We start from the raw sequence: 25,610 nt of genomic DNA, 5'->3' as shown, positions 1-25,610 counted from the left end.
TATGTTAAACTGACTAATGGACAACGAAGCAAATTTTAAGTGCAAGGAATTGATAAAAATGATAAATACGAACCAATCGAGTAAGGAAAGTTCCGCGGTATATATCCATATTCCGTTTTGCGAACATATTTGCTATTACTGCGATTTTAATAAAGTATTCTTAGAAGGACAACCGGTCGACGAATACGTAGATTTACTAATTAAAGAAATGGAATTAACTGCTGCAAAAGGACCTATTGCGCCAGTCGACACTGTATTTGTTGGTGGGGGAACGCCTACAACCCTGAACGAAGCGCAAATTGCGAGACTTTGCACAGCCATCCATAACATTCTACCGCTCAAAAAAGATATCGAATTTTCCTTTGAAGCCAACCCAGGAGATCTTTCGCTATCTAAATTACAAGCCATGCAAGATCATGGCGTTAATCGTATCAGTATGGGAGTTCAAAGCTTCAACAATGAACTTCTCAAAAAAATTGGACGCATTCATACCGTAAAAGATGTTTATCAATCCGTCGAAAATATGCGCAAAATCGGATTTGAAAATGTAAGTATTGATTTAATCTTTAGCTTGCCTGGTCAAACAGAAGCAGATTTCCAAGATACATTAAAACAAGCGCTTGACCTTGATTTACCGCATTACTCCGCCTATTCATTAATCATCGAACCAAAAACGATTTTTTATAACCTTATGCAAAAAGGAAAGCTTTTCTTACCTGGTCAAGATGCCGAGGCAAATATGTACGATTTACTTCTCAACGAAATGGAAAAGCACGGTCGTAAACAATATGAAATTAGTAATTTTGCCAAAGAAGGATTTCAGAGTAAACACAATATCACTTATTGGAGCAATGAACATTACTACGGATTTGGCGCCGGAGCACATGGCTATGTTGGCAATACACGTTATAGTAATTTCGGACCAATCAAAAAATACATGGAACCACTCCAAAAAAATATACTCCCAACATTCCAACAAAAAGAGCTTACATTAAAAGAAAAAATGGAAGAAGAAATGTTTTTAGGGCTTAGAAAAGTGGACGGCGTGGATAAAAAACATTTCAAACAAAAATTCGGCCAAGATTTAGATGCAACATTTGCGAATGCTATTCAAAAAACAACCGCAAAAGGCTGGCTCGAAAATAACGAAGAAAATGTGGCACTTACAAGAAGTGGAAGATTTTTAGGAAATAATGTTTTTCAAGAATTTCTCTAAAACCGCACTATTTGACCTTTTTTGACCAAACAATCCAACTTTAGTCTGAAATCGAGTGTTTTCGGTTGACTAAGGTGGAATTGTTTGGTAAATTTATACTTGTATTTAGCACTTGACGTTATGGAGTGCTAAAAGAGGTGATTGCTATGTTAACAGAAAGACAACTTTTGATTTTTCGTGCCATCATCGATCATTTCACTTGGACTATTCAGCCAGTTGGATCAAAGAATTTGCTGAAAGAAAAAGGTTTGCCTTATAGTTCCGCGACTATCCGTAATGAAATGGGCGTTCTCGAAGAATACGGTTTTATTGAAAAGACGCATTCCTCATCGGGACGAGTTCCATCAGAGAAAGGATATCGCTTCTATGTCGATTATTTACTCCAGCCCAAAAAGCTAGATAAATCCGACAGGCAAATGATTCGTTCCTTCTTTTCAGAGAACTACTACGAAATGGAAGGACTTATCCAAAATTCAGCATTAATGTTATCCGATTTAACCAATTACACGTCCATTTTGCTTGGTCCTGAAGCGACGAAAAATCATTTAAGTGGCTTTAGATTTGTACCAATAAATAATTTTCAAGCAATGCTCATATTAATTACCGATCAAGGGCATGTTGATAACCATTTGGTGACAATACCAGAAGGCACAACGCTCTCCGATATTGAACGTATGGTCAACATTCTAAATGAACGGTTAGTAGGACTTTCGCTTGATGATTTAAAAGTACAAATACCCATGGAAGTAAAGGAATTACTTGGGAAGCATGTTAGAAATTACGAAAGCTTTATGCATGTGTTTTCCGATTCTTTTGCTCAAGCAAGTCAACAAAAAGTGTATTTTGGCGGAAAAACGAATATTTTAAATCAACCGGAATTTCATGACATTAATAAAGTCCGTGAGATGCTTCATTTGATGGAAGAAGAACAAGATGTGTATGAATTGTTTAGGGATATTCCCGATGGTCTTCAAGTGAAAATTGGCCGAGAAAACAATAATAGTCTAATGGAAGATTGTAGTATCATTACAACAACATATAATATTGCTGGCGAACGCGTTGGCGGTATTGTACTCCTAGGACCCACAAGAATGGAATATAGCAGAATGATGGGACTCGTTGATGTGATGAGCCGAGATTTAACCGATGTGTTAACCAAACTTTATCGTGATAACCAAAATTAGGAAGGCTGAAAAAGCACACGTTTTTTCAGGAGGTGGCTAAAGTGTCTGAGAAAAAGAACAAAAAAGAAAGACTAGCTGATGAAATCGAACAAGAAGAATTAAACATTCTAGATGAAACAGAAGAAACTGTTGAAGAAGAGGCTGCGGCTGACACTTTAACAGAAGAACAAGCAAAAATTTTAGAGCTTGAAAACAAACTTGATGAAGTAGAAAATCGCTACCTTCGCATGCAAGCGGACTTCGAAAATGTGAAGAAAAGACATATCGCAGACCGTGATGCCAGTCAGAAATATCGTTCGCAGAGCCTAGCGCAAGATTTACTTCCCGCACTAGACAGTTTTGAAAAAGCACTTGCAACGACTTCTGATCAGGAAGAAGTGAAACAAATTTTAAAAGGAATGGAAATGGTATACAACCAAATCCTTGTTGCTTTTGAAAAAGAAGGTATTGAAGTCATTCCAGCTGTCGGCGAACAATTTGACCCGAACTTCCATCAAGCCGTAATGCAAGATAGTGATGAAAATGCAGGAAGCAATGAAATCACTGCGGAACTTCAAAAAGGTTATAAATTAAAAGACCGGGTTATACGCCCATCTATGGTAAAAGTAAATCAATAAAAAATAATTACTGAATAACAGGAGGAAATAACAATGAGCAAAATTATCGGAATTGACTTAGGAACAACAAACTCTGCAGTAGCAGTATTAGAAGGCGGAGAAGCAAAAATCATCCCTAACCCAGAAGGCGCACGTACAACACCTTCTGTCGTTGGTTTCAAAAATGGCGAACGCCAAGTTGGTGAAGTAGCGAAACGTGCTGCTATTACAAACCCAAATACAATTAGTTCTATTAAACGTCACATGGGTACTAACTATAAAGAAACAATCGAAGGAAAAGATTACTCACCACAAGAAATCAGTGCAATCATTTTACAATATCTAAAAAGCTACGCAGAAGACTATCTTGGTGAAACTGTAGATAAAGCTGTTATTACAGTTCCAGCTTACTTCAACGATGCGCAACGTCAAGCAACAAAAGATGCTGGTAAAATCGCTGGTCTTGAAGTGGAACGTATTATTAACGAACCAACAGCAGCAGCTCTTGCTTACGGTATGGATAAAACAGAAACAGACCAAACAATCCTAGTATTTGACCTTGGTGGTGGTACATTTGACGTATCTATCCTTGAATTAGGTGACGGCGTATTCGAAGTACATTCTACTGCCGGCGACAACGAATTAGGTGGAGATGACTTCGATAAAAAAATCATCGACTATTTAGTAGCAGAATTCAAAAAAGATAATGGTATTGACTTAAGCCAAGATAAAATGGCGCTTCAACGTTTGAAAGATGCTGCTGAAAAAGCGAAAAAAGATCTTTCTGGCGTAACAAGCACACAAATCTCCTTACCATTTATCACAGCTGGAGAAGCTGGTCCACTTCACTTAGAAGTAACCCTTACTCGTGCTAAATTTGATGAATTAACACATGACTTAGTTGAACGTACTATTGCGCCAACTCGTCAAGCATTAAAAGATGCAAACTTGTCTGCAAGCGATATTGACCAAGTAATTCTAGTTGGTGGATCTACTCGTATTCCTGCAGTTCAAGAAACAATCAAAAAAGAATTAGGCAAAGAACCTCATAAAGGTGTAAACCCAGATGAAGTTGTAGCAATGGGTGCTGCAATTCAAGGTGGCGTAATCACTGGTGATGTAAAAGACGTTGTACTACTTGACGTAACTCCATTATCCCTTGGTATTGAAACAATGGGTGGCGTTATGACTACACTTATCGAACGTAATACAACTATCCCAACATCTAAATCACAAACTTTCTCTACAGCAGCTGACAACCAACCAGCCGTAGATATCCATGTACTTCAAGGTGAACGTCCAATGGCAAAAGACAACAAAACATTAGGTCGTTTCCAATTAGCGGATATTCCACCAGCTCCACGCGGAATTCCACAAATCGAAGTATCTTTTGATATCGACAAAAATGGTATCGTAACAGTTCGTGCAAAAGATCTTGGAACTGGTAAAGAACAAAACATCGTTATCAAATCTTCTTCAGGTTTAACAGACGAAGAAATTGAGAAAATGGTTCAAGATGCTGAAGCTAACGCTGAAGAAGATAAAAAGAACAAAGAAAACGCTGAACTTCGCAACAATGCAGACCAATTAGTATTCACTGTAGATAAAACTTTGAAAGAGTTAGAAGGCAAAGTGGAAGAAGAAGAAGTGAAAAAAGCAGAAGCAGCTCGCGATGAACTACAAGAAGCGCTTAAAGGTGAAGATTTTGAAGCTATCAAAGAAAAAACAGAAAGCTTAAACGAAATCGTTCAAAACCTATCTGTTAAATTATACGAACAAGCTGCAGCAGAACAACAAGCAGCTGGCGGTGCAGAAGGTCAAGAGGCTCCTCAAAATGACGACGTAGTAGACGCTGAATTTGAAGAAGTAAATGACGACGACAAAGAAAACAAATAATCTTTTTTAAAGTAAAGATAATGAGTCAAAGTCTACTGTGGCTTTGACTTTTTATCTGAAATAAAGTTTTTACAACATCTCTTTCAAATGTTACAATACGTTAGGACTATAAAAATCTATCATGGACAGGAGTGATGGCGGATGGCAAAACGAGATTACTATGAAGTGCTTGGTGTTTCCAAAAGCGCCTCAGCGGACGAAATAAAAAAAGCTTACCGGAAACTGTCCAAACAGTATCATCCGGACATAAATAAAGAAGCAGGCGCTGATGAAAAATTTAAAGAAATATCAGAGGCATATGAAGCATTAAGTGACCCACAAAAACGTGCGCAATATGATCAATATGGACACGTAGATCCAAACCAAGGCTTCGGCGGCGGTGCTGGTGGCGGATTTAGCGGTGGAGGATTCTCTGGATTTGAAGATATCTTTGACACATTCTTTGGTGGCGGTGGACGTCAACAAGATCCAAATGCCCCAAGACAAGGTAGCGATTTACAATATACTATGCGTCTTAAATTCAAAGAAGCTATTTTTGGTAAAGATGCAGAAATCGAAATTCCTCGCGAGGAAAACTGTGACACATGTCATGGTTCCGGTGCAAAACCAGGGACAACACCTGAAAAATGTAGCCATTGTGGTGGTAAAGGTTCCATTAACGTGGAACAAAATACCCCATTTGGTCGTGTAGTTAACAAGCGGACATGTCAATACTGTAATGGTACTGGTAAAGAAATCAAAGAAAAATGCCCAACTTGTCACGGTAAAGGCCGTGTAACTAAAACGAAAAAAATCAAAGTGAAAGTTCCAGCTGGCGTGAACGACGGGCAACAAATGCGCGTATCTGGTGAAGGAGAAGCCGGCATTAACGGCGGACCTAACGGCGATTTATATGTGGTATTTGTCGTAATTCCAGATGAGTTTTTCGAACGCGAAGCAGATGATATTTACGTAGAAGTCCCAATCACATTCGTACAAGCTACATTAGGTGACGAAATTGATGTTCCAACTGTTCACGGCAAAGTTCGTTTGAAAATTCCAAGTGGTACTCAAACAGGAACAACTTTCCGCTTACGTGGTAAAGGTGTGCCACATCTTCGAGGAAATGGAACTGGCGATCAACATGTAATCGTCAAAGTCATTGTTCCGAAAAAACTAGATGATAAACAAAAAGAAATCTTGCGAGAATTTGCTTCCACTACTGGAGACAAAGTAGACGAACAAACATCCGGATTTTTTGACAAAATGAAACGAGCTTTTAAAGGCGATTGATGAACGTAGAGGTCGATAGTTGTGCGAGAAGCAACCATCGACCTTTTCTACATACAAAAGGAGTGTTAAAAATGGAATGGTCAGAAGTAGAAGTCCATACAACAAACGAAGCTGTAGAACCAGTAGCTAATGTTTTGACAGAATTTGGTGCAGCAGGAGTATCCATTGAAGATGTTGCTGATTTTTTACGTGAACGAGAAGACAAATTTGGAGAAATATATGCACTAAGACGAGAAGATTATCCAGAAGACGGCGTTATTATTAAAGCTTACTTCTTAAAGACAACAGAATTTGTAGAGCAAATTCCAGAAATTGAACAAACATTGAAGAATCTGTCTACTTTTGATATTCCGCTAGGTAATTTCCAATTTGTCGTTAATGATGTGGACGACGAGGAGTGGGCTACCGCATGGAAGAAGTATTATCATCCAGTTCAAATCACTGACAGGATCACGATTGTACCAAGTTGGGAATCATACACCCCATCTGCTAACGAAATAATCATTGAGCTAGATCCAGGAATGGCTTTTGGGACAGGAACACATCCGACAACTCAGCTATGTATCCGCGCACTGAGCGATTATTTACAACCAGGAGATGAAGTGATTGATGTTGGGACTGGTTCTGGCGTCTTAAGTATTGCCAGTGCTAAATTAGGTGCAAAATCTATTTTAGCAACAGACCTTGACGAAATCGCCACTCGTGCAGCAGAAGAAAATATTACTTTAAATAAAACTGAACACATTATTACTGTCAAACAAAATAATCTACTTCAAGATATTAATAAAACAGACGTGGATATTGTTGTTGCGAACATTTTAGCAGAAGTTATTTTGCTTTTCCCTGAGGATGTTTATAAAGCACTCAAACCAGGCGGAATTTTCATTGCTTCCGGGATTATTGAAGACAAAGCGAAAGTAGTCGAAGAAGCACTTAAAAAGGCTGGGCTTGTTATTGAAAAAATGGAGCAACAAGGGGACTGGGTTGCGATTATTTCCAAACGAGGAGTGGAATAAATGCAACGTTATTTTGTAACAAATGAGCTAGAGAATGATAACGAAACACTATCCATTACTGGAGAAAACTTCCATCATATTACTCGTGTTATGCGAATGAAAGAATCCGACCAAGTTTTCATTGTTTTTCCTAGCAAAAAAACATGTATTGCCGCTATTACAGCTATAAACGATGATGAAGTATTTTTAAATTTAGTGAAATGGCTAGAAGAAGATACCGAATTGCCTATAGAAATCACCATCGCAAGTGGTCTACCAAAAGGCGACAAACTAGAACTCATCATTCAAAAAAGTACAGAACTAGGCGCACACAAATTTATCCCTTATAAAGCAGAACGATCTGTGGTGAAATGGGATGACAAGAAAGTCATCAAAAAAATCGAGCGACTTCAAAAAATTGCGCAAGAAGCTGCTGAACAATCGCACCGGACAATCATTCCAGAAGTTCATTATGCTGCTAGTTTCAAAGAGTTAATGTTTGACCATGTTCACTATGACTTTGTTATCGCAGCATATGAAGAGAGCGCCAGAGAAGGTGAGGACAGCGCGCTTGCTAACTTATTCCAAACCATGAAGCCTGGACAGTCTGTTTTATGTGTTTTTGGGCCTGAAGGAGGCATTAGCGAAAAAGAGCTAATGCAACTTCAAGAAGTAAATGCAAAACTCGCAGGACTCGGCCCGAGAATATTAAGAACAGAAACCGCACCACTCTATTGTTTATCCGCTGCTTCTTTCTATTTTGATCTTTATAAAAACAAAAAAGAATAACATTTCAAAGTTTTATGCGAAAGTTAACGATTTCATGTTGACGATGCCCGATGTTTCGTATATAATTTTTAATGAGTGAATGCTTATCTGCATTACTTCAGAATAATTCATAATTTATTTTCCGTTATGTCCTATTCTGGAACTTAAATGAAGGATTTAAGTGAGTGCATGTAAGTGCCGGAGGGAGGGAAAGAGAGATGTCAAAAACAGTAGTTCGTAAAAACGAATCGCTTGAAGATGCTCTTCGTCGCTTTAAACGTACTGTTTCCAAAAGTGGAACTTTGCAAGAATCCAGAAAGCGCGAATTTTATGAAAAACCAAGCGTAAAACGTAAGAAAAAATCCGAAGCAGCAAGAAAACGCAAATTCTAATTAAAAGGCGATGATTTCGTTGACACTGCTTGACAAGTTAAATGAAGATATGAAACAAGCGATGCGCGATAAAGAGAAAGAAAAACTTTCCGTTATTCGTATGTTAAAAGCAGCTTTACAAAACGAAGCAATTCACCAAGGTGTGAAAGATCTTACTCCGGATGATGAAGTAACCGTGATTTCCCGCGAACTCAAACAACGCAGAGATTCTCTAGCAGAGTTTGACAAAGCTGGACGTAACGACCTTTCTGATAAAGTCCGTTCCGAGATTGTCATTGTTGAGGACTACGCGCCAAAACAATTGACTCCTGAAGAGCTTGAGAATATTGTGAAAGCAACTATCGAAGAAGTTGGCGCATCTAGTAAAGCTGATTTCGGCAAAGTAATGTCCGCGATTATGCCTAAAGTAAAAGGTAAAGCTGACGGTGGTGCTGTTAACCAATTCGTAAAAAAATATCTTTCATAAACTAATTCAAACTAGTTTTGAAACATTAAGAAACAGGATTACTTCCTATTTTGTGGAGGAAATCCTGTTTTTTTATGCCGATTTTTACTTGAATTGCGTTGTTGCTATCGCTTCGTTTTTCAAGCAAGGCAATTTCGTGTATAATATAACTAATCAAGGCACTTATAACAGGTGAAGGGGTTAGCCAATGCTAAATGAATTTAATGAAGTAGTCGAATTATCTGATGACACAAATATTCAAGATTTATTCGGCAATAATAATAAGAATATCGAACTTTTAGAAGAGTTACTTCAAGTGAAAATCATTACTCGGGGAGAGTCACTATCTATTACAGGCGAGGAAGAGCCTGTACAGCATACGACTGCCGTTTTAAATGAACTTATTTTGACGGTAAAACGAGGTATTCATATTGATGGTCGAGATATCGCTCAAGCGGTAAAAATGCAAAGAAACGGAACACTTATTTACTTTCATACCTTATTTGAAGAAGAAATTACGAAGAATGCAAAAGGAATGCCAATTAGGCCAAAAACATTCGGACAAAGAACTTATATTCAAATGATTAAAAAACATGACATCGTTTTCGGCGTTGGTCCAGCAGGTACTGGTAAAACCTATCTAGCAGTAGTTATGGCAGTAGATGCATGGAAAAAAGGAAATGTGAGCAAAATCATTTTAACAAGACCTGCCGTTGAAGCTGGCGAAAGTTTAGGTTTTTTGCCTGGAGATCTAAAAGAAAAAGTAGATCCTTATCTACGCCCTGTGTACGACGCGTTATATGACATTTTTGGTACAGAGCATACAACAAGGTTAATGGACCGAGGCGTCATTGAAATAGCTCCTCTGGCTTATATGCGTGGCCGTACACTTGATCATGCCTTTGTCATTTTAGACGAGGCGCAGAATACGACCATTGCCCAAATGAAAATGTTTTTAACACGACTTGGTTATGACTCCAAAATGATTGTCAATGGAGATATGACACAAATTGACTTACCAAAAGGTGCAACTAGCGGTCTTGTCAATGCAGAACAAGTTTTAAAAGATGTAAAAGATATCGGTTTTGTTTACTTTGAACATCATGATGTAGTCAGACACCCACTCGTTGCTGAAATTATTAAAGCTTATGAAGGGAAACAAAATTAGAGAGGAGACAAAGATGTGAAACTAGCCAAGAAATGGAGAGATTGGTACATCGAAAGTGGAAAGAAATACCTTTTTCCGCTGCTCCTTGTTTGCTTTGCAGTTGTAGCTTATTTTCTCGTTTGCCAAATGACGAAACCGGAATCTTACAATGTTAAACTATTCCAGGTGGCTGAAAAAACAATTCGTTCACCTCAAACGGTGGAAGATACAGAAAAAACAAAAGAAGAAAGAACCAAAGCAAGCGATGCTGTAGAAGATGTGTATGTCTACAATCGCGAAACTGGTCAAAACCGAGTAGCACTTATCCAAAGTTTATTTGCCTATGTAAATGAAGTAAACGCAGAAGCGCAAGAAAAAGATACCAAGAATAAAGAGAAAGCAAAAAAAGAGAATAAGCCTGCTCCTGCGCCAACATCAACTGAAGATAAATTAAAAAACTTAAAAGACAAATTATCTAGTAACGTATCTGAAAAAATAACTTCTAACATATCTGACGAAGTTTTCACTACTTTAATCGAAGCGAAAAGTAAAGATTTTAATGTCATGGAAGACGTGGTTACAACAGAAGTTGAAAAATCCATGGAAAATAAAATCCGAGATGAAAACTTGAATTCTGTAAAAATTAGAGCTCGTGATGATATTGAACTTTCAGCGATACCCGCTTACTACAAAAATGTCTCAAAAGCCTTAGTTTCCTATGCTATCGTACCGAATGAAGTTTACGATGAAGAGCAGACCGATGCACGACGTAAAGAAGCTGCGCAATCCGTTGTTCCTGTGAAAATCTTACAAGGGCAAGTTATTGTTCAAGAAGGCCAAATTGTAGATAGAGAAACATATCGTCAGCTAAAAATGCTACATTTACTTGATCAAAAAATGCCTGTAAAACAATACGCTGGATTTGCGATTTTCATTATTGCTTTAGCAGCAATTCTATTCCTTTACACGAAAAAACAAACACAACCTAAAGCGAAAAAAATGCAGACGATGCTTATTTTTTCTTCGGTTTATCTTGTTTCTTTGTTTATGTTATTAATTATTTTATTTTTAGAAACGCAAAATATCGCGAATATTGCTTTCTTATTCCCAGCCGCCTTTGCCCCGATGATACTCAAAATTTTACTCAATGAGAAATATGCCTTTTTAAGCGTCATTTTTATTGCTGTAACTAGTTTGTTAACATTTCAAAATGATGCTACAAGCGGCATAACTATTTTTATTTTATTGAGTGGCGCGACGAGTGTTGTTGTGTTACGCGATTATAGTAGACGTTCGGCTATTATGTTGTCTGGGTTTATGGTTGGTTTAATTAATATGGTTTATGTGTTACTTTTATTATTAATAAATAACAGCACACTGTTGCAAGTTTCTACACTAATGGCCATTGGATATGCCTTTTTAGGTGGATTTGGCGCATTTATTCTCGGAGTAGGAGTTATTCCGTTATTCGAAACGATTTTTGGATTGTTAACAACGAGTCGTTTGGTCGAATTAGCTAATCCAAACCATCCATTATTGAAGAAAATATTAATGAAAGCTCCTGGTACGTATCATCATAGTATGATGGTAGCTAACTTAGCAGAAGCATGCGCTGACAAAATTGGTGCCAATAGTTTACTTGTTCGTGTTGGCTGTTTTTATCATGATATAGGAAAAACATTAAGACCACCTTATTTTGTGGAAAATCAATTGCAAGGAATAAATCCGCACGATAGACTGACACCAGAACAAAGTCGTGATATAATTCTTTCGCATACAAAAGACGGAGCAGAGATTTTAAAAGAAAATCATATGCCACAACCAATTATTGATATCGCACTCCAACATCACGGGACGACACTGCTTAAATATTTCTATTTTAAAGCGAAAGAAACAAATCCAGATGTGAAAGAGGCGGATTATCGTTACAGTGGTCCAAAGCCACAAACGAAAGAAATCGCCATTATCAATATATCGGATAGTGTTGAAGCGGCAGTTCGTTCTTCCACAGAGCCAACCATGGCAAAAATAACAGAAATTATTGACGGAATCATTAAAGATCGTTTCCTTGATGGGCAATTTACAGAATGTGATATTACAATACAAGAAATTAAAATCATTCGTGACACCTTAATCGCCACATTAAATGGAATATATCATCAACGAATTCAATATCCTGATGACAAAGATTGAAATAGGAGGACAAAAGATGACGGTCTTAGAAATTGATTTACTTGACGAAACCAAGAATTTACTTGATGAAGATAAACAGCTAGTTGAAAATATTTTACAATTTGCGGCTGAGTATTTAAAAATCGAACAAGGGACAGAGCTGTCACTCACCTTTACAACGAATGAAGGTATTCGTGAGATTAACCGAGAATATCGGGATAAAGATCAAGCAACCGATGTTATTTCGTTCGCGCTAGAAGAAATGGGCGACGGGGAAACGGAGATTGATTGGGGCGAATTTGATCTTGAAACGCCTCGTATGCTTGGCGATATAATTATTTCGACTGAAAAAGCAGAAGAGCAAGCCAAAGATTACGGACATACAAAAGCAAGAGAATTAGGTTTCTTAGCAGTTCATGGATTGCTGCACTTGCTTGGGTATGATCATATGGAGCCTGACGAAGAGAAAATCATGTTTGGCTTACAAAAAGAAGTGTTGGATGCTTATGGACTTGAAAGATAGAAAATACAAACGTAGTAAAAATTATGCAGAATCTTTTCATCATGCTTTTACTGGACTAAAAACTGCTTTTTTAGAAGAACGTAATATGAGATTTCATACTTTCGCAGCGCTTGCTGTTGTCATCTGTGGCTTTTTCTTTCATGTAACTAAATCTGAGTGGATTTTATTAATCCTTTCTATTTTTGGTGTGTTAACGCTAGAGATGGTGAACACAGCGATTGAACGAGCGGTAGATGTGGCGACAGAACAATACATTGATGAGGCGAAAAAAGCGAAGGATGTAGCTGCCGGAGCGGTACTGTTAGCAGCAATTGTAGCAAGTTTTATTGGACTGATTATATTCATACCATACTTTTGCCAGATGTTTTTATAAAAAGAAGGGATTGTGACTTGGTAAATGAAAGAAAATAATTTTATCTCACTCGCTAAACAAGCAAGAGAATTTGCGTATGTTCCTTACTCGAAATTTCCAGTAGGAGCAGCTCTTGTTACGAAAGATGACGAGGTTGTACTTGGCTGTAATATCGAGAATGCATCATTCGGTTTAACAAACTGCGCAGAACGGACAGCTATTTTTAAAGCTGTATCAGAAGGAAAACGAGATTTTAAACAGTTAGTTGTCGTAGCGGATACAGACGGTCCAGTTTCGCCGTGTGGGGCATGCAGACAAGTCATCAGTGAATTTTGTGCGCCAGATATGCCAGTAATATTAACAAACTTAACAGGGAAAACAGCGACGGTAACGGTGAAAGAACTTTTACCAGGCGCATTCACATCGGAGGATATGTTATGAGTGAACCATTTAAATCAGGATTTGTAGCTATAGTTGGGCGGCCTAACGTTGGGAAATCAACTTTATTAAATCACATCATTGGCCAAAAAATTGCCATTATGAGTGATAAAGCTCAAACAACAAGAAATAAAGTACAAGGTGTTTATACAACAGATGAATCACAAATTATTTTTATTGATACACCAGGTATACATAAACCAAAGCATAAATTAGGCGATTTCATGGTGAAGATTGCGCTAAATACGTTCCAAGAAGTAGACTTAATTTATTTCGTAATCGACGCATCTACCGGATTTGGACGCGGAGATGAATTTATTATTGAAAAACTTAAAAACGTACAAACACCTGTTTTTCTTTTGATTAATAAGATTGATTTAATTGCTCCAGAAGATTTATTCAAGTTAATTGAACAGTACCGCGATTTGATGGACTTTGATGAGATTATTCCTATTTCAGCACTTCAAGGAAATAACGTGCCTAACTTACTAGAACAAACGAATGCTAACTTAGAAATCGGACCAATGTATTATCCAAAAGATCAAATCACGGACCATCCTGAGCGTTTCATCATCTCGGAGTTAATTCGTGAACAGGTTTTACAATTAACACGAGAAGAAGTTCCACATTCTGTAGCAGTGGTTATTGAAGGAATTGAAAAAAACCCTAAAACAGAAAAACTTACAATCAATGCTACAATTATTGTAGAAAGAAGCACGCAAAAAGGAATTATTATTGGTAAACAAGGTCAAATGCTAAAACAAATTGGTATGCGTGCTAGAAAAGAAATTGAACGCTTACTCGGCTCCAAAGTCTTCTTAGAAATTTGGGTAAAAGTTCAAAAAAACTGGCGCGATAAAGAGCATTATTTGCAAGATTACGGTTTCGACCGCGAAGAGTATTAAAAAAGCATCTGGCGCACAATTGGGTTTGTGCGCCAGATGCTTTTAATTATTCTTTATTTGTAGTCCAGCTATAGTTATCATATTCTACATCATATGGTCCAAGGTTATACACTTCATAGTAAAGCGTTAATTCTTTTGTCTCCCCTGGTTGAATTTCTCCAGCAAAACCTTCTTCCGTAATTTGTTGGCCATAATCATCGTCTGCATTATCATAAAGCGCAATGTCTTCGGAATAGAAGCTTATTGGATCAGAACTTGTATTTGCGTATTTCACTTTTACTTTATAAATATCATAGCCTTCCTTCATTTGGGTCAGCTCAGGTTTATAAATGGTAACTGTGCTATTATTTTCTATCTCAACAGATTCTCCGTAACTTACGTCTATGTAGTCGTCATAGTAATCTTCATCATAGTCTTCTGCATAATCATTTGTAGATGGTTCATTGCTCGAATTGTAATTATGAATAGAAAGTGGATTATTAAATCCTTCAAATAATTTAATCGTTGTTATATTAAGTCCAGCTGCTAATACTAAAAAGCCGATTCCCACGGATAATCCCGCAACAATAATGCCCGCCCATTTCTCTTTTCTTACAATAAGCAAAATAATTCCCACAACAACTCCTATGAATGTGAGTATAAATAAGCTGACTAATAATATAAGTAACATACCCAAAGTAAAAAATCCTCTCTGACTTACCGTTTTCTCTATTTTACAATAGGCATCCGTGGAAAGATAGCAAAAAATATAAAAAGACATAATCATTAAGAAAATGTTATAATAAGACGTGTAAAAAGGGAGGCTTACCACATGGAGAAATGCGAAGGAATCGTGATACGGCAAACGAGTTACCGTGAATCAGATAAAATTGTCCGAATGTATACACGTGAATTCGGGAAGATTGGTGTGGTGGCTCGTGGGGCAAAAAAAACGAAAAGCAGATTAGCTGCAGTAACTCAATTATTTACGAATGGTTATTTTACTTTCTTTGGTAGCAATGGCCTTGGTACGCTTCAGCAAGGGGAAGTCATAGAAAATTTTTCTTCTATTCAGCAAGATATTTTTATGACTGCTTATGCGACTTATGTTTGCGAATTGCTTGATAAAGCCACTGAAGAACGCCAACCGAATCCATATCTATATGAATTAACTTTTCAAATTTTGCGAGATATAAATGAAGGATATGATCCGCAAATTCTCACTCAAATTTTTGAAATGAAAATGTTACCGGTGCTTGGTCTTTACCCAACAATGGATAAGTGCGCCATTTGTGGTGAAACAACAGGTCATTTTGATTTTTCAACAAGTAGTAATGGCATTATCTGTCATCGTTGCTTTGAGAAAGACCGTTACAGAATGCATTTGCCAGAAAATGTCGTAAAATTGCTGCGTTTGTTTTTCATCTTCCAATTAGATAGACTAGGAAACATCGATGTGAAGCCAGAAACGAAAGAATGGCTTCAAAAAGCAATTGATACATACTACGATGAATACTCTGGTTTGTATTTAAAAAGCAGGAAATTTTTGCGCGAAATGGACAAATGGGAAAATATGTTAAAAAAAGATAGCGATGATTGACTTTTTAGCAAAAATACAGTATCTTTTAATATATCAACTAATAGGTACGTTGAAGGAAAATAGTAACAAAAAGCTCTATTTTTAGCGAGTCCGGGTTTGGTGTGAGCCGGATATTTAACTTTTTGTGAAGGCGTTCTGGAGTACAGCGAAATCAAGGTGGGAATTGTTTTAATTCCAAATAGGGTGGAACCGCGAGCTAACTCTCGTCCCTATATGCTTTAAATCAGCATATAGGGACGAGAGTTTTTATATTGGCTGAATTATTTTTGGAGGTGGAAGCAATGAATTTACAAACAATGATTAGAACATTACAAGATTATTGGTCCGAACAAGGTTGTATTATGTTGCAATCGTATGATGTGGAAAAAGGTGCTGGCACAATGAGTCCGTATACTTTCTTAAAAGCAATTGGTCCAGAGCCGTGGAAAGCGGGTTACGTAGAGCCGTCGCGTCGTCCTGCTGATGGTCGTTACGGAGAAAATCCAAACAGATTATTCCAACATCACCAATTTCAAGTAGTGATGAAGCCTTCTCCTGACAATATTCAAGAGCTTTACCTAGGTTCTTTAGAAAAATTAGGTATCAATCCGTTAGAACATGATATCCGTTTTGTAGAGGATAACTGGGAGAATCCATCTCTTGGTTGTGCGGGCCTTGGTTGGGAAGTATGGTTAGATGGAATGGAAATCACACAATTCACTTATTTCCAACAAGTAGGTGGCTTAGAATGTTTCCCTGTTACTTCCGAAATCACTTACGGTGTGGAACGTTTAGCAAGCTATATTCAAGATAAAGAGAATGTATTTGATTTAGAATGGACAGAAGGTATTAGCTACCGTGATATTTTCTTCCAAGCAGAATTCGAAAACTCGACATATGCTTTTGAAACTTCGAATACAGATATGCTGTTGACACTTTTTGACACATATGAAAGAGAAGCCACTCGCCAAATGCAAGACGGCCTTGTTTTCCCAGCATATGATTACGTATTGAAATGTTCGCATACGTTTAACTTACTAGATGCTCGCGGCGTTGTTTCAGTAACTGAACGCGCACAGTATATCGGTCGTATCAGAAACTTAGCAAGACGTATCGCCAAAACATTTTATGAATCACGAGAAAAACTTGGCTTCCCATTAGTCAAAGAAGAGGGAGGAAAACGTCATGAGTAAAGACTTTTTATTAGAAATTGGTTTAGAAGAAATGCCAGCAAAATATGTGACTAGCTCTGTACTACAACTGGAAAAACGAGTAACTGATTGGTTAAAAGACAACCAAATCGAATTTAAAGAAATTAAAACTTATTCTACACCAAGACGTTTAACTGTCCTAGTAGAAGAAATGGCTGAAGAACAAGCTAATCGTGTGGAAGAAGCAAAAGGCCCTGCAAAAAAAATCGCTCTAGACGACGAAGGCAACTGGTCAAAAGCAGCATTAGGGTTTGCAAAAAGTCAAAAAGTTGCGCCAGAAGATTTAACTTTCCGCGAAATTAAAGGTGTTGAATATATTTATATTAAAAAAGAAGTAATCGGCGAAAAAACAACGGCGTTACTTCCAAGCTTAGAAAAAGTAGTAACAAGTATGACTTTCCCAGTAAGTATGCACTGGGGTAGTAATGATTTACGTTATATTCGTCCAATCAAATGGCTTATCGCAATGTTTGGCGAAGAAATTATTCCATTTGAAATCACTGGTGTCTCAACTAGTAATACATCCCGTGGACATCGTTTCTTAGGAAAAACAGCTACAATCAACCAACCGAGCGACTATCCAAATGCATTATTAGAACAATTTGTCGTTGTTAATGCTAGTGAACGCAAACAGGCTATTGTAGAACAATTACGTGAACTAGAAACGATGGAAAATTGGCAAATCAGAGAAGATGACGACTTATTAGAAGAAGTAACTAATCTTGTCGAATATCCAACTGTACTAGCAGGTAATTTTGAAAAAGAATATCTGGAACTACCCGAAGAAGTTTTAATTACGACGATGAAAGAACACCAACGTTACTTCCCAGTTTTCAGCCAAGAAGGAGAATTGTTGCCTCATTTTGTAACCGTTCGTAATGGTAACCATGAAAATCTAGATACAGTGGCACGAGGAAACGAAAAAGTACTACGCGCTCGTTTGTCAGATGCTGATTTCTTCTATCAAGAAGATTTAAAAATAACCATTGATGAAGCAGTTGCTAAATTACAAAATATCGTTTTCCATGAAAAATTAGGCACTTTGACAGAAAAAATGAAACGAGTGCAAAAAGTGGCATTAATGCTTGCTGATTATTTAAATTGGCAAGAAGAAGATAAACAAGATATTATCCGCTTAACAAATATTTATAAATTTGATTTAGTAACCAATATCGTTGGTGAATTCCCTGAACTACAAGGTTTAATGGGCGAAAAATATGCATTGTTGCAAGGCGAAAAACCAGCAATCGCAACAGCTATTCGTGAACATTATTTACCAAGCTCAGCAGAAGGCGATTTACCACAAACAGACTTAGGTTCACTTATCGCTATTGCAGATAAATTAGAAACATTAATTGGCTTCTTCTGTGTAAATATTGCACCAACAGGCTCTGCTGATCCATTTGGTTTACGTCGTAGTGCTTTTGGAGCGGTGCGTATTATCCAAGCAAATGGTTGGGACATTCCAATGCTTGAAGTGGTTTCTCGTATTGTGGATATGGAGCGTGCAGAAGGGGCTACAGAACTACCAAGTTCAGATGTAATAAAAGAAGTGCAGACTTTCCTAAAAAATCGTTTGCGTGTTATTTTACAAGGCCATCATATTCGCCATGATATTATTGACGCTGTTATCGGCGGCGATCCTAATATGATTCCTCAATTGATTGATCGTGCTCAAATATTGAATAAGCATGCGGACGCAGAGTGGTTCCGCCCAACTATCGAAGCCTTAACACGAGTAGTTAATATTTCTAAAAAATACGAAGATGGCGTAGAAGTGGATCCGAGCCTATTTGAAAATGAATACGAGCAAGCCCTATTTGATAAATTAGAAAAACTAAAATTTGATTTTGCTGGTTTAAAAATTGTTGACAGACTAAAAGCATTTGCAGATTTACGTACAACAATTGATGCATATTTCGATAACACGCTAGTTATGACTGATAATGATGAATTGAAAAATAATCGTCTTGCACTATTATTCGAACTTGCAAGCTTTATTAAAGAGTTTGCTCAAATGGATGAAATTAATGTAAAATAAAAGGAAGATTTTGAGCAAAGAGGAGGAAGTATGTATGACTCAACCAGCCGTATACGTGGTTTCCGATTCAACAGGAGAAACGGCCGAACTAGTGACAAGAGCAGCACTAAGTCAATTTGGTCAAACACCGAAATTTATCCATCGTTTTCACCACGTCGATTCTTCTCATATGATTGAAGAAATTGTTGACTTAGTGGCAGTGAACAATGGCATAATCGTGCACACCATTGTACTCGAAAGCGTCCGTGAAGAGCTTAATAAAACTGCTCAAGCTTTCGGCGTACCGATAATTGACTTATTTGGGCCGCTTTTAAATCAGTTAGAAGAAACCTACAAAATCAAACCACTTTCTGAACCTGGCCGCGTTCGTTCTATGGATGAAGCTTATTTCAATAAAGTAGCCGCAATCGAATTTGCCGTAGAGAATGACGACGGCCGTAATCCAAGAGGTATTTTACAAGCGGATTATGTTTTAATCGGTATTTCAAGAACTTCAAAAACTCCTTTATCGCAATATTTGGCGCTTAAAGGATTAAAAATCGTCAATATTCCAATCGTTCCAGAAGCACAAATCCCAGATGAACTTTTTGAAATTGACCCTAAAAAAATAATTGGTCTAAAAATTAGTAAACAAAAATTAACGAAGATTAGACAAGAGCGTTTAATTTCGATTGGTTTACCTGGTGCCGGTACTTATGCAAGTAATCAACGAATTGATGAAGAATTAGCGATTTTTAATAAACTAGCCAGTAAATTAAATTGTTTCGTGTTAGATGTGACTAATAAAGCCATTGAAGAGACTGCAAACGAGATTTTAATCCATATTGGTGAAATTGTTGATGAAAATTTAGAATTATAAGAAGGACTTTTGCTTTTTATGGCGAATATATATATTATACGGGGAAAACTGCTTGTAAAAATTAGTTACTTCCCGTATAATCTAAATTCGCGTGTGAAAAAGCCAAATCTACGAATAATATTAAAAAAACGGGTTAAAAACTCGTTTTTTAACTTGCCTTCATAGATTTTAAGAGAGGATGGAATATGTGCCAAAAATTTTAGTTGATGCCGATGCTTGCCCGGTAAAAGCAGAAATAAAACAAGTCGCCGAACATTTTCAGTTAGACGTTATTTTTGTGGCTTCTTTTAACCATTACTCTGTAAATACAAACGGAGAAAATTGGATTTTTGTGGATACTGGAAAAGAATCAGCGGATATGCGAATGATGAATTTAGCCAAAAAAGGCGATATTATCGTAACACAAGATATTGGCCTAGCTAGTATTCTACTTGCAAAGGGCACATTTGTCTTTTCTAATCGCGGCGAACTTTACCGAGAAGAAGAAATGTCATTAATGTTAGATATTCGCTATAGACATGCCAAGGACAGGCAACAAGGTAAATATAGCAAAGGTCCAAAAGCAATGAGCGATCAAGATCGTTCTCTTTTCAAAGACCGATTGACGACATTTTTGCAAAATAAGTAAATAGGAGTTGACTGTCAAAATGGCGCGGATTCCTGAAGAAGTAATTGATCAAGTCCGGAATCAAGCGGATATAGTCGATATTATCGGTAATTATGTTCAGTTAAAAAAACAAGGACGTAATTATTCTGGCTTATGTCCTTTCCACGGTGAAAAAACGCCATCCTTTTCTGTCTCACCAGAAAAACAGATGTTCCATTGTTTTGGTTGTGGTAAGGGAGGGAATGTTTTTTCTTTTCTAATGGAGCATGACGGACTCACTTTTGTTGAATCGGTAAAAAAAGTGGCAGACATGAGTCATTTAGATGTGGCTATCGAGCTCCCTGAAGAACGAGATACAAGTAATTTGCCAAAAGAAACTTCTGAAACAGCAAAAATGGTGGAAATGCACCAGCTTACTGCCAAACTTTACCATTATATTTTAATGGAAACTGAAGAAGGTACAGCAGCATTAACTTATTTAAAAGAGCGTGGTATGTCTGAACAGATGATGACCACTTTCCAAATTGGTTTTGCCCCTAATCACCATGCAACAATTACTGCTTTTCTAGAAAAACGTGGCATGGATTTACAATTAGCTGGCAGGGCTGGACTTTTGTCCGAACGTGATGATGGGCAAATGGTGGATCGTTTTCGTAATCGGATTATGTTTCCAATTACGAATGATCGTGGACAAATTATTGCCTTTTCTGGCCGCTTATTTGATCGTGATGATGGTCCTAAGTATTTAAATAGCCCTGAAACACCTGTTTTCAATAAAAGACGAATATTGTTTCATTTTTCAGAAGCAAGACAAGCTATTAGAAAACAAGAAGAAATTACGCTCATGGAAGGATTTATGGATGTTATTTCCGCAGAAGAAGCAGGTGTTCAAAATGCGGTAGCTTCGATGGGGACAAGCTTAACGGAAGAACATGCAGATTTAATTAAACGGCTTACTAACCGGGCGATTATTTGTTATGACGGTGACAGAGCCGGAATTGAAGCAGCCTATAAGGCGGGCACACTTCTAGTTGAACGGAATCGTTTAGATGTTTTTGTTTTGCAACTTCCAGCTGGAAAAGATCCCGATGACTTTATTCGAGCAAGTGGTCCAGAAAAATTCAAAGAAGTTTATAAGCAACAACGAATGACTTGGACAGCTTTTAAAATTCATTATTTACGTAGAGAACGTAATTTACAGAATGAGACAGATCAAATTGGTTATATTGATGATTGTTTACGCGAAATTGCGAAACTAGATCAAGCCGTCGAACGCGAATTATACTTAAAACAACTAGCAGATGAATTTGAATTAACGATAGAAACATTAAAACAACAACTACAGCAATCACTAAAAAATAGTCAGAAATCACGACAAATGGCTAGTTATAATGAACCACCAATAGATGATTCTTTTATGGGAATGATGCCTCAAGAAGAAACAGAAATGCTATTTTCTTTCGAGCAACCAACCCAAAAACTATCTGCCCATACAACCTCAGAGCAACAACTCATGAAAGCAATGATGGAGAGCCGAGATAATTTTCTTTTAATTAAGCAACTTCTTGGTGACACTACGTTTTATCATGATAATTACAAAGCGCTTTATACCTATCTAATTGGTTATTTTGCAGAAGGTAATGATGCAGATCCAACGAAATTTATGGATAGTGTTCCTGATGCTACAATGAAAGGACTTATCAGTAGCCTCGAAATGGTTATTAGTCCGGACGAACAAGGGAAAACCCAGTTTGAAGACTATATTAGAAGTCTAAAGCGGTTTAAATTAGAACAAAAGAAAAAAGAACTTGAGCAAGAGCTAGCGACTTTAAATCGTGAAAATGACAAAGATAACGAAATTCGTGTCATGCTCGAAATCGTCCAACTCAACCGTCAGTTAAACAGCGGCCAATTGGATTAATAACGTTTTAAAACCGCTAAATGATGGTATTATTACCTAAGAGAAGCCTTTTAATAAGGTTAGCGGCATTTTGGAAGGAGGAATACAGGCAGTTATGAGTGATAAAACAAAAAACACAAAACCAGTTGCTGAACTAAGTGTTGAGCAAGTAAAAGAAGCCCTGATAGAAGAAGGTAAGAAAAAGGGGATTTTAACTTATGCAAAAATCGCTGCCAGATTAGCTCCATTCACTTTGGATTCCGATCAAATGGATGAGTATTTAGAACATGTTGGTGAAGCAGGAATTGAAGTTTCTGACGATGCAGATGATGAGGATCCGGATGAAACAGAACTAGTAAAAGAAGAAACCGAATCCTTTGATTTAACAGATATGAGTGTACCACCAGGCGTAAAAATTAATGACCCTGTTCGCATGTATCTGAAAGAAATTGGTCGAGTAGACTTACTTACAGCGGATGAAGAAATTGCCTTAGCAAAACGTATCGAAGCTGGCGACATTGAAGCCAAAGGACGTCTTGCAGAAGCCAACCTGCGCCTTGTTGTAAGTATTGCAAAACGTTATGTTGGTCGCGGTATGTTATTCCTTGATTTAATTCAAGAAGGTAACATGGGACTAATGAAAGCCGTTGAGAAATTCGACTTCAATAAAGGATTTAAATTCAGTACTTATGCAACGTGGTGGATTCGTCAAGCGATAACCCGTGCGATTGCGGACCAAGCAAGAACTATCCGTATTCCGGTGCATATGGTTGAAACAATCAACAAACTAATCCGTGTACAACGTTCCTTATTGCAAGACTTAGGTCGTGATCCTTCACCAGAAGAAATTGGTGAAGAAATGGACTTACCAACTGAAAAAGTTCGGGAAATCCTTAAAATCGCACAAGAGCCAGTTTCCCTTGAAACACCAATTGGTGAAGAAGACGATTCACATCTAGGCGATTTTATCGAAGACCAAGATGCAACTTCACCGTCCGATCACGCAGCATACGAATTACTAAAAGAACAATTAGAAGATGTGCTTGATACATTAACTGACCGTGAAGAAAATGTACTTCGCTTACGTTTTGGTCTAGATGATGGTCGTACGCGCACTTTAGAAGAAGTTGGTCGTGTATTTGGTGTAACTCGTGAACGGATTCGTCAAATTGAAGCCAAAGCTTTACGTAAATTACGTCATCCGAGCCGCAGCAAACAACTAAAAGACTTCCTGGAATAAAGCACAACCGGGCAGGAGGACAAACCGTTCTCCTGCCTTTTTAATGAAAATGAAAGTAGGGAACCAAATGAACGAAGAGCAATTATCGAAGCGACTCGAAAAAGTGGCTTCTTACATAACAAAAAATGAACGAATCGCAGACATCGGAAGCGATCATGCTTATTTACCTTGTTTTGCAGTTAAAAATCAAACGGCTTCGTTCGCTATTGCTGGCGAAGTGGTTGATGGACCTTTTCAATCTGCACAAAAACAAGTTCGTTCTTCTGGCTTAACAGAACAAATTGACGTTAGAAAAGGGAACGGTTTAGCTGTTATCGAAAAAAAGGATGCGATTGATACAATTGTGATTGCAGGCATGGGTGGCACGTTGATACGTACTATTTTAGAGGAAGGTGCAGCAAAATTAGCCGGTGTAACCAAACTAATTTTACAACCTAATATTGCAGCCTGGCAATTAAGAGAGTGGTCCGAACAAAACAATTGGCTTATTACTTCTGAAGCAATTTTACGCGAAGATAATAAAGTTTATGAAATCATGGTGTTAGCTCCGTCTGAAAAACCAGTTACTTGGACTAAGCAAGAAATATTTTTCGGACCATGCTTATTAAAAGAACAAAGCGCCATTTTCAAAAGCAAGTGGCGCCATGAAGCAAATACATGGCAAAATATTATTCAGACTATTTCTAACAACCAACCAGTTTCAACAGAAAACCAAGCGAAAATTCGTGAATTAGAACATAAAATCGCATTAGTAGAGGATGTGCTAAAATGAAAGTCGCAAATGGCTATGAATACACAGCAATAATGGAAAAAATCGCACCCAAAAAACTTGCAATGGAAGGCGATCCTATTGGTTTGCAAGTAGGAGATTTATCGAGAAAAGTAAGAAAAATCATGTTTACCTTAGATGTATTGGAAGAAGTTGTTGATGAAGCTATTGAGAAAAAAGTTGATTTAATTATTGCTCACCATCCGTTTCTATATCGGCCAACGCAACATATCGATACGACAACTAAACAAGGAAAAATGATTAAAAAATTAATCAAACATGATATTACTGTATTTGCCGCACACACAAACCTAGATATTGCTCAAGGTGGTGTAAACGATATTTTAGCAGATTTACTCCATTTACAAGAAACAACGATGATTGAGGAAACCTATTCAGAACCATATTGCAAAATTGCTGTTTATGTTCCAGAGAATGAATTAGAAAGCATTCGTTTAGCTCTTGTAAATAATGGTGCCGGACAAATAGGGACAGAATATACAGAATGCACATTCCACACGACCGGGATTGGTTCTTTCAAACCAGGAGCAAACGCTAACCCAACTATCGGCGAAAAAGAAGCACTGACTTCTGTTCCTGAAGTTAAAATAGAAGCTATATTCCCACAGTATTTAACCGATACTATCACTAAAGCAGTTAAAATTGCTCATCCATATGAAGAACCTGCGATTGATGTATATACGCTTGAAATGCAGACTTATAAAGAAGGATTAGGTCGCGTTGGAATGCTTCCAAAAAAACTCGGCATGGTTTCATTTATTGATAAATTAAAAACTGCTTTCGCTATTGATAATGTCCGTTTTATTGGGGATTTAAAAACAACAGTCCATAAAGTAGCAATCATTGGTGGCGATGGAAATAAATTTATCCATCAAGCAAAAGCCACTGGTGCAGATGTTTTTATTACCGGTGATGTTTATTATCACACGGGACATGATTTATTAGCTATTAATCTTCCAACTATTGATGCTGGCCATAATATCGAAAAAGTGATGAAAGGCTATCTTAAAAATAAAATGGAAGAACAAGCAAAAATTTTGGATTATGAAGCAGAATTTATTGTATCAGAAGTAAATACAGATCCATTCCAATTTTGTTGATAA

At 37.4% G+C, this 25,610-nt stretch carries 25 protein-coding genes and 1 other annotated feature; of the genes, 24 read left to right on the top strand and 1 reads right to left on the bottom strand.

The window, feature by feature from the left end:
- The first annotated feature begins 58 nt into the window (after positions 1–58).
- The 15 genes from hemW (at position 59) to era (ending at position 14,301) form a co-directional block, all read left to right on the top strand.
- Positions 59–1,216, top strand: a complete 1,158-nt coding sequence (hemW, locus tag GL301_RS07490) for a radical SAM family heme chaperone HemW (protein WP_003726027.1) — start codon at positions 59–61, stop codon at positions 1,214–1,216.
- A 146-nt stretch (positions 1,217–1,362) separates the two neighbouring features.
- Positions 1,363–2,400, top strand: a complete 1,038-nt coding sequence (hrcA, locus tag GL301_RS07485; RefSeq protein WP_070298274.1) for a heat-inducible transcriptional repressor HrcA — start codon at positions 1,363–1,365, stop codon at positions 2,398–2,400.
- Positions 2,401–2,441: 41 nt separating this feature from the next.
- Complete coding sequence (grpE, locus tag GL301_RS07480) at positions 2,442–3,017, top strand: nucleotide exchange factor GrpE (RefSeq protein ID WP_003726025.1); 576 nt, start codon at positions 2,442–2,444, stop codon at positions 3,015–3,017.
- A gap of 33 nt (positions 3,018–3,050) precedes the next feature.
- Entirely contained in the window at positions 3,051–4,892 is a 1,842-nt protein-coding gene (dnaK, locus tag GL301_RS07475) for a molecular chaperone DnaK (RefSeq protein ID WP_003726023.1), read from the top strand.
- Between the two features lie 141 nt (positions 4,893–5,033).
- Positions 5,034–6,164: a molecular chaperone DnaJ gene (gene dnaJ, locus GL301_RS07470; RefSeq protein ID WP_003726022.1), complete on the top strand. Its 1,131-nt coding sequence runs from the start codon at positions 5,034–5,036 to the stop codon at positions 6,162–6,164.
- A gap of 71 nt (positions 6,165–6,235) precedes the next feature.
- On the top strand, positions 6,236–7,180 hold the full coding sequence (prmA, locus tag GL301_RS07465; protein WP_003727427.1) for a 50S ribosomal protein L11 methyltransferase: 945 nt from the start codon (positions 6,236–6,238) through the stop codon (positions 7,178–7,180).
- On the top strand, positions 7,181–7,948 hold the full coding sequence (locus GL301_RS07460; RefSeq protein ID WP_003726020.1) for a 16S rRNA (uracil(1498)-N(3))-methyltransferase: 768 nt from the start codon (positions 7,181–7,183) through the stop codon (positions 7,946–7,948).
- Positions 7,949–8,145: 197 nt separating this feature from the next.
- A complete protein-coding gene (gene rpsU, locus GL301_RS07455) occupies positions 8,146–8,319 on the top strand; it encodes a 30S ribosomal protein S21 (RefSeq protein WP_003719762.1) in 174 nt (57 codons plus the stop codon).
- A gap of 19 nt (positions 8,320–8,338) precedes the next feature.
- The gene (locus GL301_RS07450; RefSeq protein WP_003741005.1) at positions 8,339–8,785 is read left to right on the top strand and encodes a GatB/YqeY domain-containing protein; all 447 of its coding nucleotides are present in this window, start codon (positions 8,339–8,341) and stop codon (positions 8,783–8,785) included.
- A 187-nt stretch (positions 8,786–8,972) separates the two neighbouring features.
- Entirely contained in the window at positions 8,973–9,932 is a 960-nt protein-coding gene (locus GL301_RS07445; protein ID WP_003726017.1) for a PhoH family protein, read from the top strand.
- 15 nt (positions 9,933–9,947) lie between these two features.
- The gene (pgpH, locus tag GL301_RS07440; protein WP_003726016.1) at positions 9,948–12,104 is read left to right on the top strand and encodes a cyclic-di-AMP phosphodiesterase PgpH; all 2,157 of its coding nucleotides are present in this window, start codon (positions 9,948–9,950) and stop codon (positions 12,102–12,104) included.
- A gap of 16 nt (positions 12,105–12,120) precedes the next feature.
- Complete coding sequence (ybeY, locus tag GL301_RS07435) at positions 12,121–12,606, top strand: rRNA maturation RNase YbeY (protein WP_003726015.1); 486 nt, start codon at positions 12,121–12,123, stop codon at positions 12,604–12,606.
- Complete coding sequence (locus GL301_RS07430) at positions 12,584–12,979, top strand: diacylglycerol kinase family protein (RefSeq protein ID WP_003727428.1); 396 nt, start codon at positions 12,584–12,586, stop codon at positions 12,977–12,979. The genes ybeY and GL301_RS07430 overlap by 23 nt, the downstream gene beginning before the upstream one ends.
- Positions 12,980–13,003: 24 nt before the next feature.
- Complete coding sequence (locus GL301_RS07425) at positions 13,004–13,399, top strand: cytidine deaminase (protein ID WP_003721969.1); 396 nt, start codon at positions 13,004–13,006, stop codon at positions 13,397–13,399.
- The gene (gene era, locus GL301_RS07420; RefSeq protein ID WP_003721968.1) at positions 13,396–14,301 is read left to right on the top strand and encodes a GTPase Era; all 906 of its coding nucleotides are present in this window, start codon (positions 13,396–13,398) and stop codon (positions 14,299–14,301) included. The genes GL301_RS07425 and era overlap by 4 nt, the downstream gene beginning before the upstream one ends.
- A gap of 46 nt (positions 14,302–14,347) precedes the next feature.
- Here the strand turns inward: era and GL301_RS07415 are convergent, their stop codons facing one another.
- Positions 14,348–14,977 (bottom strand): DUF4352 domain-containing protein, encoded by a 630-nt coding sequence (locus GL301_RS07415; protein WP_061108559.1) that lies wholly within the window; start codon positions 14,975–14,977, stop codon positions 14,348–14,350.
- A 135-nt stretch (positions 14,978–15,112) separates the two neighbouring features.
- Here GL301_RS07415 and recO point away from each other — a divergent pair, with 135 nt between their 5' ends.
- The 9 genes from recO (at position 15,113) to GL301_RS07370 (ending at position 25,607) form a co-directional block, all read left to right on the top strand.
- Positions 15,113–15,880, top strand: a complete 768-nt coding sequence (recO, locus tag GL301_RS07410) for a DNA repair protein RecO (RefSeq protein ID WP_003726013.1) — start codon at positions 15,113–15,115, stop codon at positions 15,878–15,880.
- Between the two features lie 40 nt (positions 15,881–15,920).
- Positions 15,921–16,094: a binding site (T-box leader), on the top strand.
- 67 nt (positions 16,095–16,161) lie between these two features.
- On the top strand, positions 16,162–17,052 hold the full coding sequence (glyQ, locus tag GL301_RS07405) for a glycine--tRNA ligase subunit alpha (RefSeq protein WP_003727430.1): 891 nt from the start codon (positions 16,162–16,164) through the stop codon (positions 17,050–17,052).
- Positions 17,045–19,111, top strand: a complete 2,067-nt coding sequence (gene glyS, locus GL301_RS07400) for a glycine--tRNA ligase subunit beta (protein ID WP_003726011.1) — start codon at positions 17,045–17,047, stop codon at positions 19,109–19,111. Before glyQ ends, glyS begins: the two co-directional genes overlap by 8 nt.
- 34 nt (positions 19,112–19,145) lie before the next feature.
- Entirely contained in the window at positions 19,146–19,970 is an 825-nt protein-coding gene (locus tag GL301_RS07395) for a pyruvate, water dikinase regulatory protein (RefSeq protein ID WP_003721963.1), read from the top strand.
- Between the two features lie 187 nt (positions 19,971–20,157).
- Positions 20,158–20,598 (top strand): YaiI/YqxD family protein, encoded by a 441-nt coding sequence (locus GL301_RS07390; protein WP_003740997.1) that lies wholly within the window; start codon positions 20,158–20,160, stop codon positions 20,596–20,598.
- Positions 20,599–20,617: 19 nt separating this feature from the next.
- Positions 20,618–22,498 (top strand): DNA primase, encoded by a 1,881-nt coding sequence (dnaG, locus tag GL301_RS07385; RefSeq protein WP_003727431.1) that lies wholly within the window; start codon positions 20,618–20,620, stop codon positions 22,496–22,498.
- 94 nt (positions 22,499–22,592) lie between these two features.
- The gene (gene rpoD / locus GL301_RS07380) at positions 22,593–23,717 is read left to right on the top strand and encodes an RNA polymerase sigma factor RpoD (protein ID WP_003721960.1); all 1,125 of its coding nucleotides are present in this window, start codon (positions 22,593–22,595) and stop codon (positions 23,715–23,717) included.
- 67 nt (positions 23,718–23,784) lie between these two features.
- Positions 23,785–24,489 carry a tRNA (adenine(22)-N(1))-methyltransferase gene (locus tag GL301_RS07375; RefSeq protein WP_003740996.1) on the top strand — a complete coding sequence of 235 codons (705 nt, stop codon included), beginning with the start codon at positions 23,785–23,787 and terminating at the stop codon, positions 24,487–24,489.
- Positions 24,486–25,607: a Nif3-like dinuclear metal center hexameric protein gene (locus GL301_RS07370; RefSeq protein WP_003727432.1), complete on the top strand. Its 1,122-nt coding sequence runs from the start codon at positions 24,486–24,488 to the stop codon at positions 25,605–25,607. Before GL301_RS07375 ends, GL301_RS07370 begins: the two co-directional genes overlap by 4 nt.
- The last annotated feature ends 3 nt before the right edge of the window (positions 25,608–25,610 follow it).

The organism is Listeria sp. LM90SB2, from assembly GCF_028867355.1.
Lineage (GTDB): Bacteria > Bacillota > Bacilli > Lactobacillales > Listeriaceae > Listeria > Listeria monocytogenes_B.
Note: the sequence above shows the minus strand (reverse complement) of the source record. Positions and strands in the feature narration are given on the sequence as shown.

Excerpts from the sequence above, each read along its gene's own strand:
- GL301_RS07430 (WP_003727428.1), top strand. The coding sequence starts at position 12,584 with ATGCTTATGGACTTGAAAGATAGAAAATACAAACGTAGTAAAAATTAT.
- dnaK (WP_003726023.1), top strand. The coding sequence starts at position 3,051 with ATGAGCAAAATTATCGGAATTGACTTAGGAACAACAAACTCTGCAGTA.
- rpsU (WP_003719762.1), top strand. The coding sequence starts at position 8,146 with ATGTCAAAAACAGTAGTTCGTAAAAACGAATCGCTTGAAGATGCTCTT.
- hrcA (WP_070298274.1), top strand. The coding sequence starts at position 1,363 with ATGTTAACAGAAAGACAACTTTTGATTTTTCGTGCCATCATCGATCAT.
- prmA (WP_003727427.1), top strand. The coding sequence starts at position 6,236 with ATGGAATGGTCAGAAGTAGAAGTCCATACAACAAACGAAGCTGTAGAA.
- GL301_RS07460 (WP_003726020.1), top strand. The coding sequence starts at position 7,181 with ATGCAACGTTATTTTGTAACAAATGAGCTAGAGAATGATAACGAAACA.
- GL301_RS07445 (WP_003726017.1), top strand. The coding sequence starts at position 8,973 with ATGCTAAATGAATTTAATGAAGTAGTCGAATTATCTGATGACACAAAT.
- recO (WP_003726013.1), top strand. The coding sequence starts at position 15,113 with ATGGAGAAATGCGAAGGAATCGTGATACGGCAAACGAGTTACCGTGAA.
- rpoD (WP_003721960.1), top strand. The coding sequence starts at position 22,593 with ATGAGTGATAAAACAAAAAACACAAAACCAGTTGCTGAACTAAGTGTT.
- GL301_RS07375 (WP_003740996.1), top strand. The coding sequence starts at position 23,785 with ATGAACGAAGAGCAATTATCGAAGCGACTCGAAAAAGTGGCTTCTTAC.
- ybeY (WP_003726015.1), top strand. The coding sequence starts at position 12,121 with ATGACGGTCTTAGAAATTGATTTACTTGACGAAACCAAGAATTTACTT.
- era (WP_003721968.1), top strand. The coding sequence starts at position 13,396 with ATGAGTGAACCATTTAAATCAGGATTTGTAGCTATAGTTGGGCGGCCT.
- dnaJ (WP_003726022.1), top strand. The coding sequence starts at position 5,034 with ATGGCAAAACGAGATTACTATGAAGTGCTTGGTGTTTCCAAAAGCGCC.
- glyS (WP_003726011.1), top strand. The coding sequence starts at position 17,045 with ATGAGTAAAGACTTTTTATTAGAAATTGGTTTAGAAGAAATGCCAGCA.
- dnaG (WP_003727431.1), top strand. The coding sequence starts at position 20,618 with ATGGCGCGGATTCCTGAAGAAGTAATTGATCAAGTCCGGAATCAAGCG.
- glyQ (WP_003727430.1), top strand. The coding sequence starts at position 16,162 with ATGAATTTACAAACAATGATTAGAACATTACAAGATTATTGGTCCGAA.
- GL301_RS07370 (WP_003727432.1), top strand. The coding sequence starts at position 24,486 with ATGAAAGTCGCAAATGGCTATGAATACACAGCAATAATGGAAAAAATC.
- GL301_RS07395 (WP_003721963.1), top strand. The coding sequence starts at position 19,146 with ATGACTCAACCAGCCGTATACGTGGTTTCCGATTCAACAGGAGAAACG.
- hemW (WP_003726027.1), top strand. The coding sequence starts at position 59 with ATGATAAATACGAACCAATCGAGTAAGGAAAGTTCCGCGGTATATATC.
- GL301_RS07425 (WP_003721969.1), top strand. The coding sequence starts at position 13,004 with ATGAAAGAAAATAATTTTATCTCACTCGCTAAACAAGCAAGAGAATTT.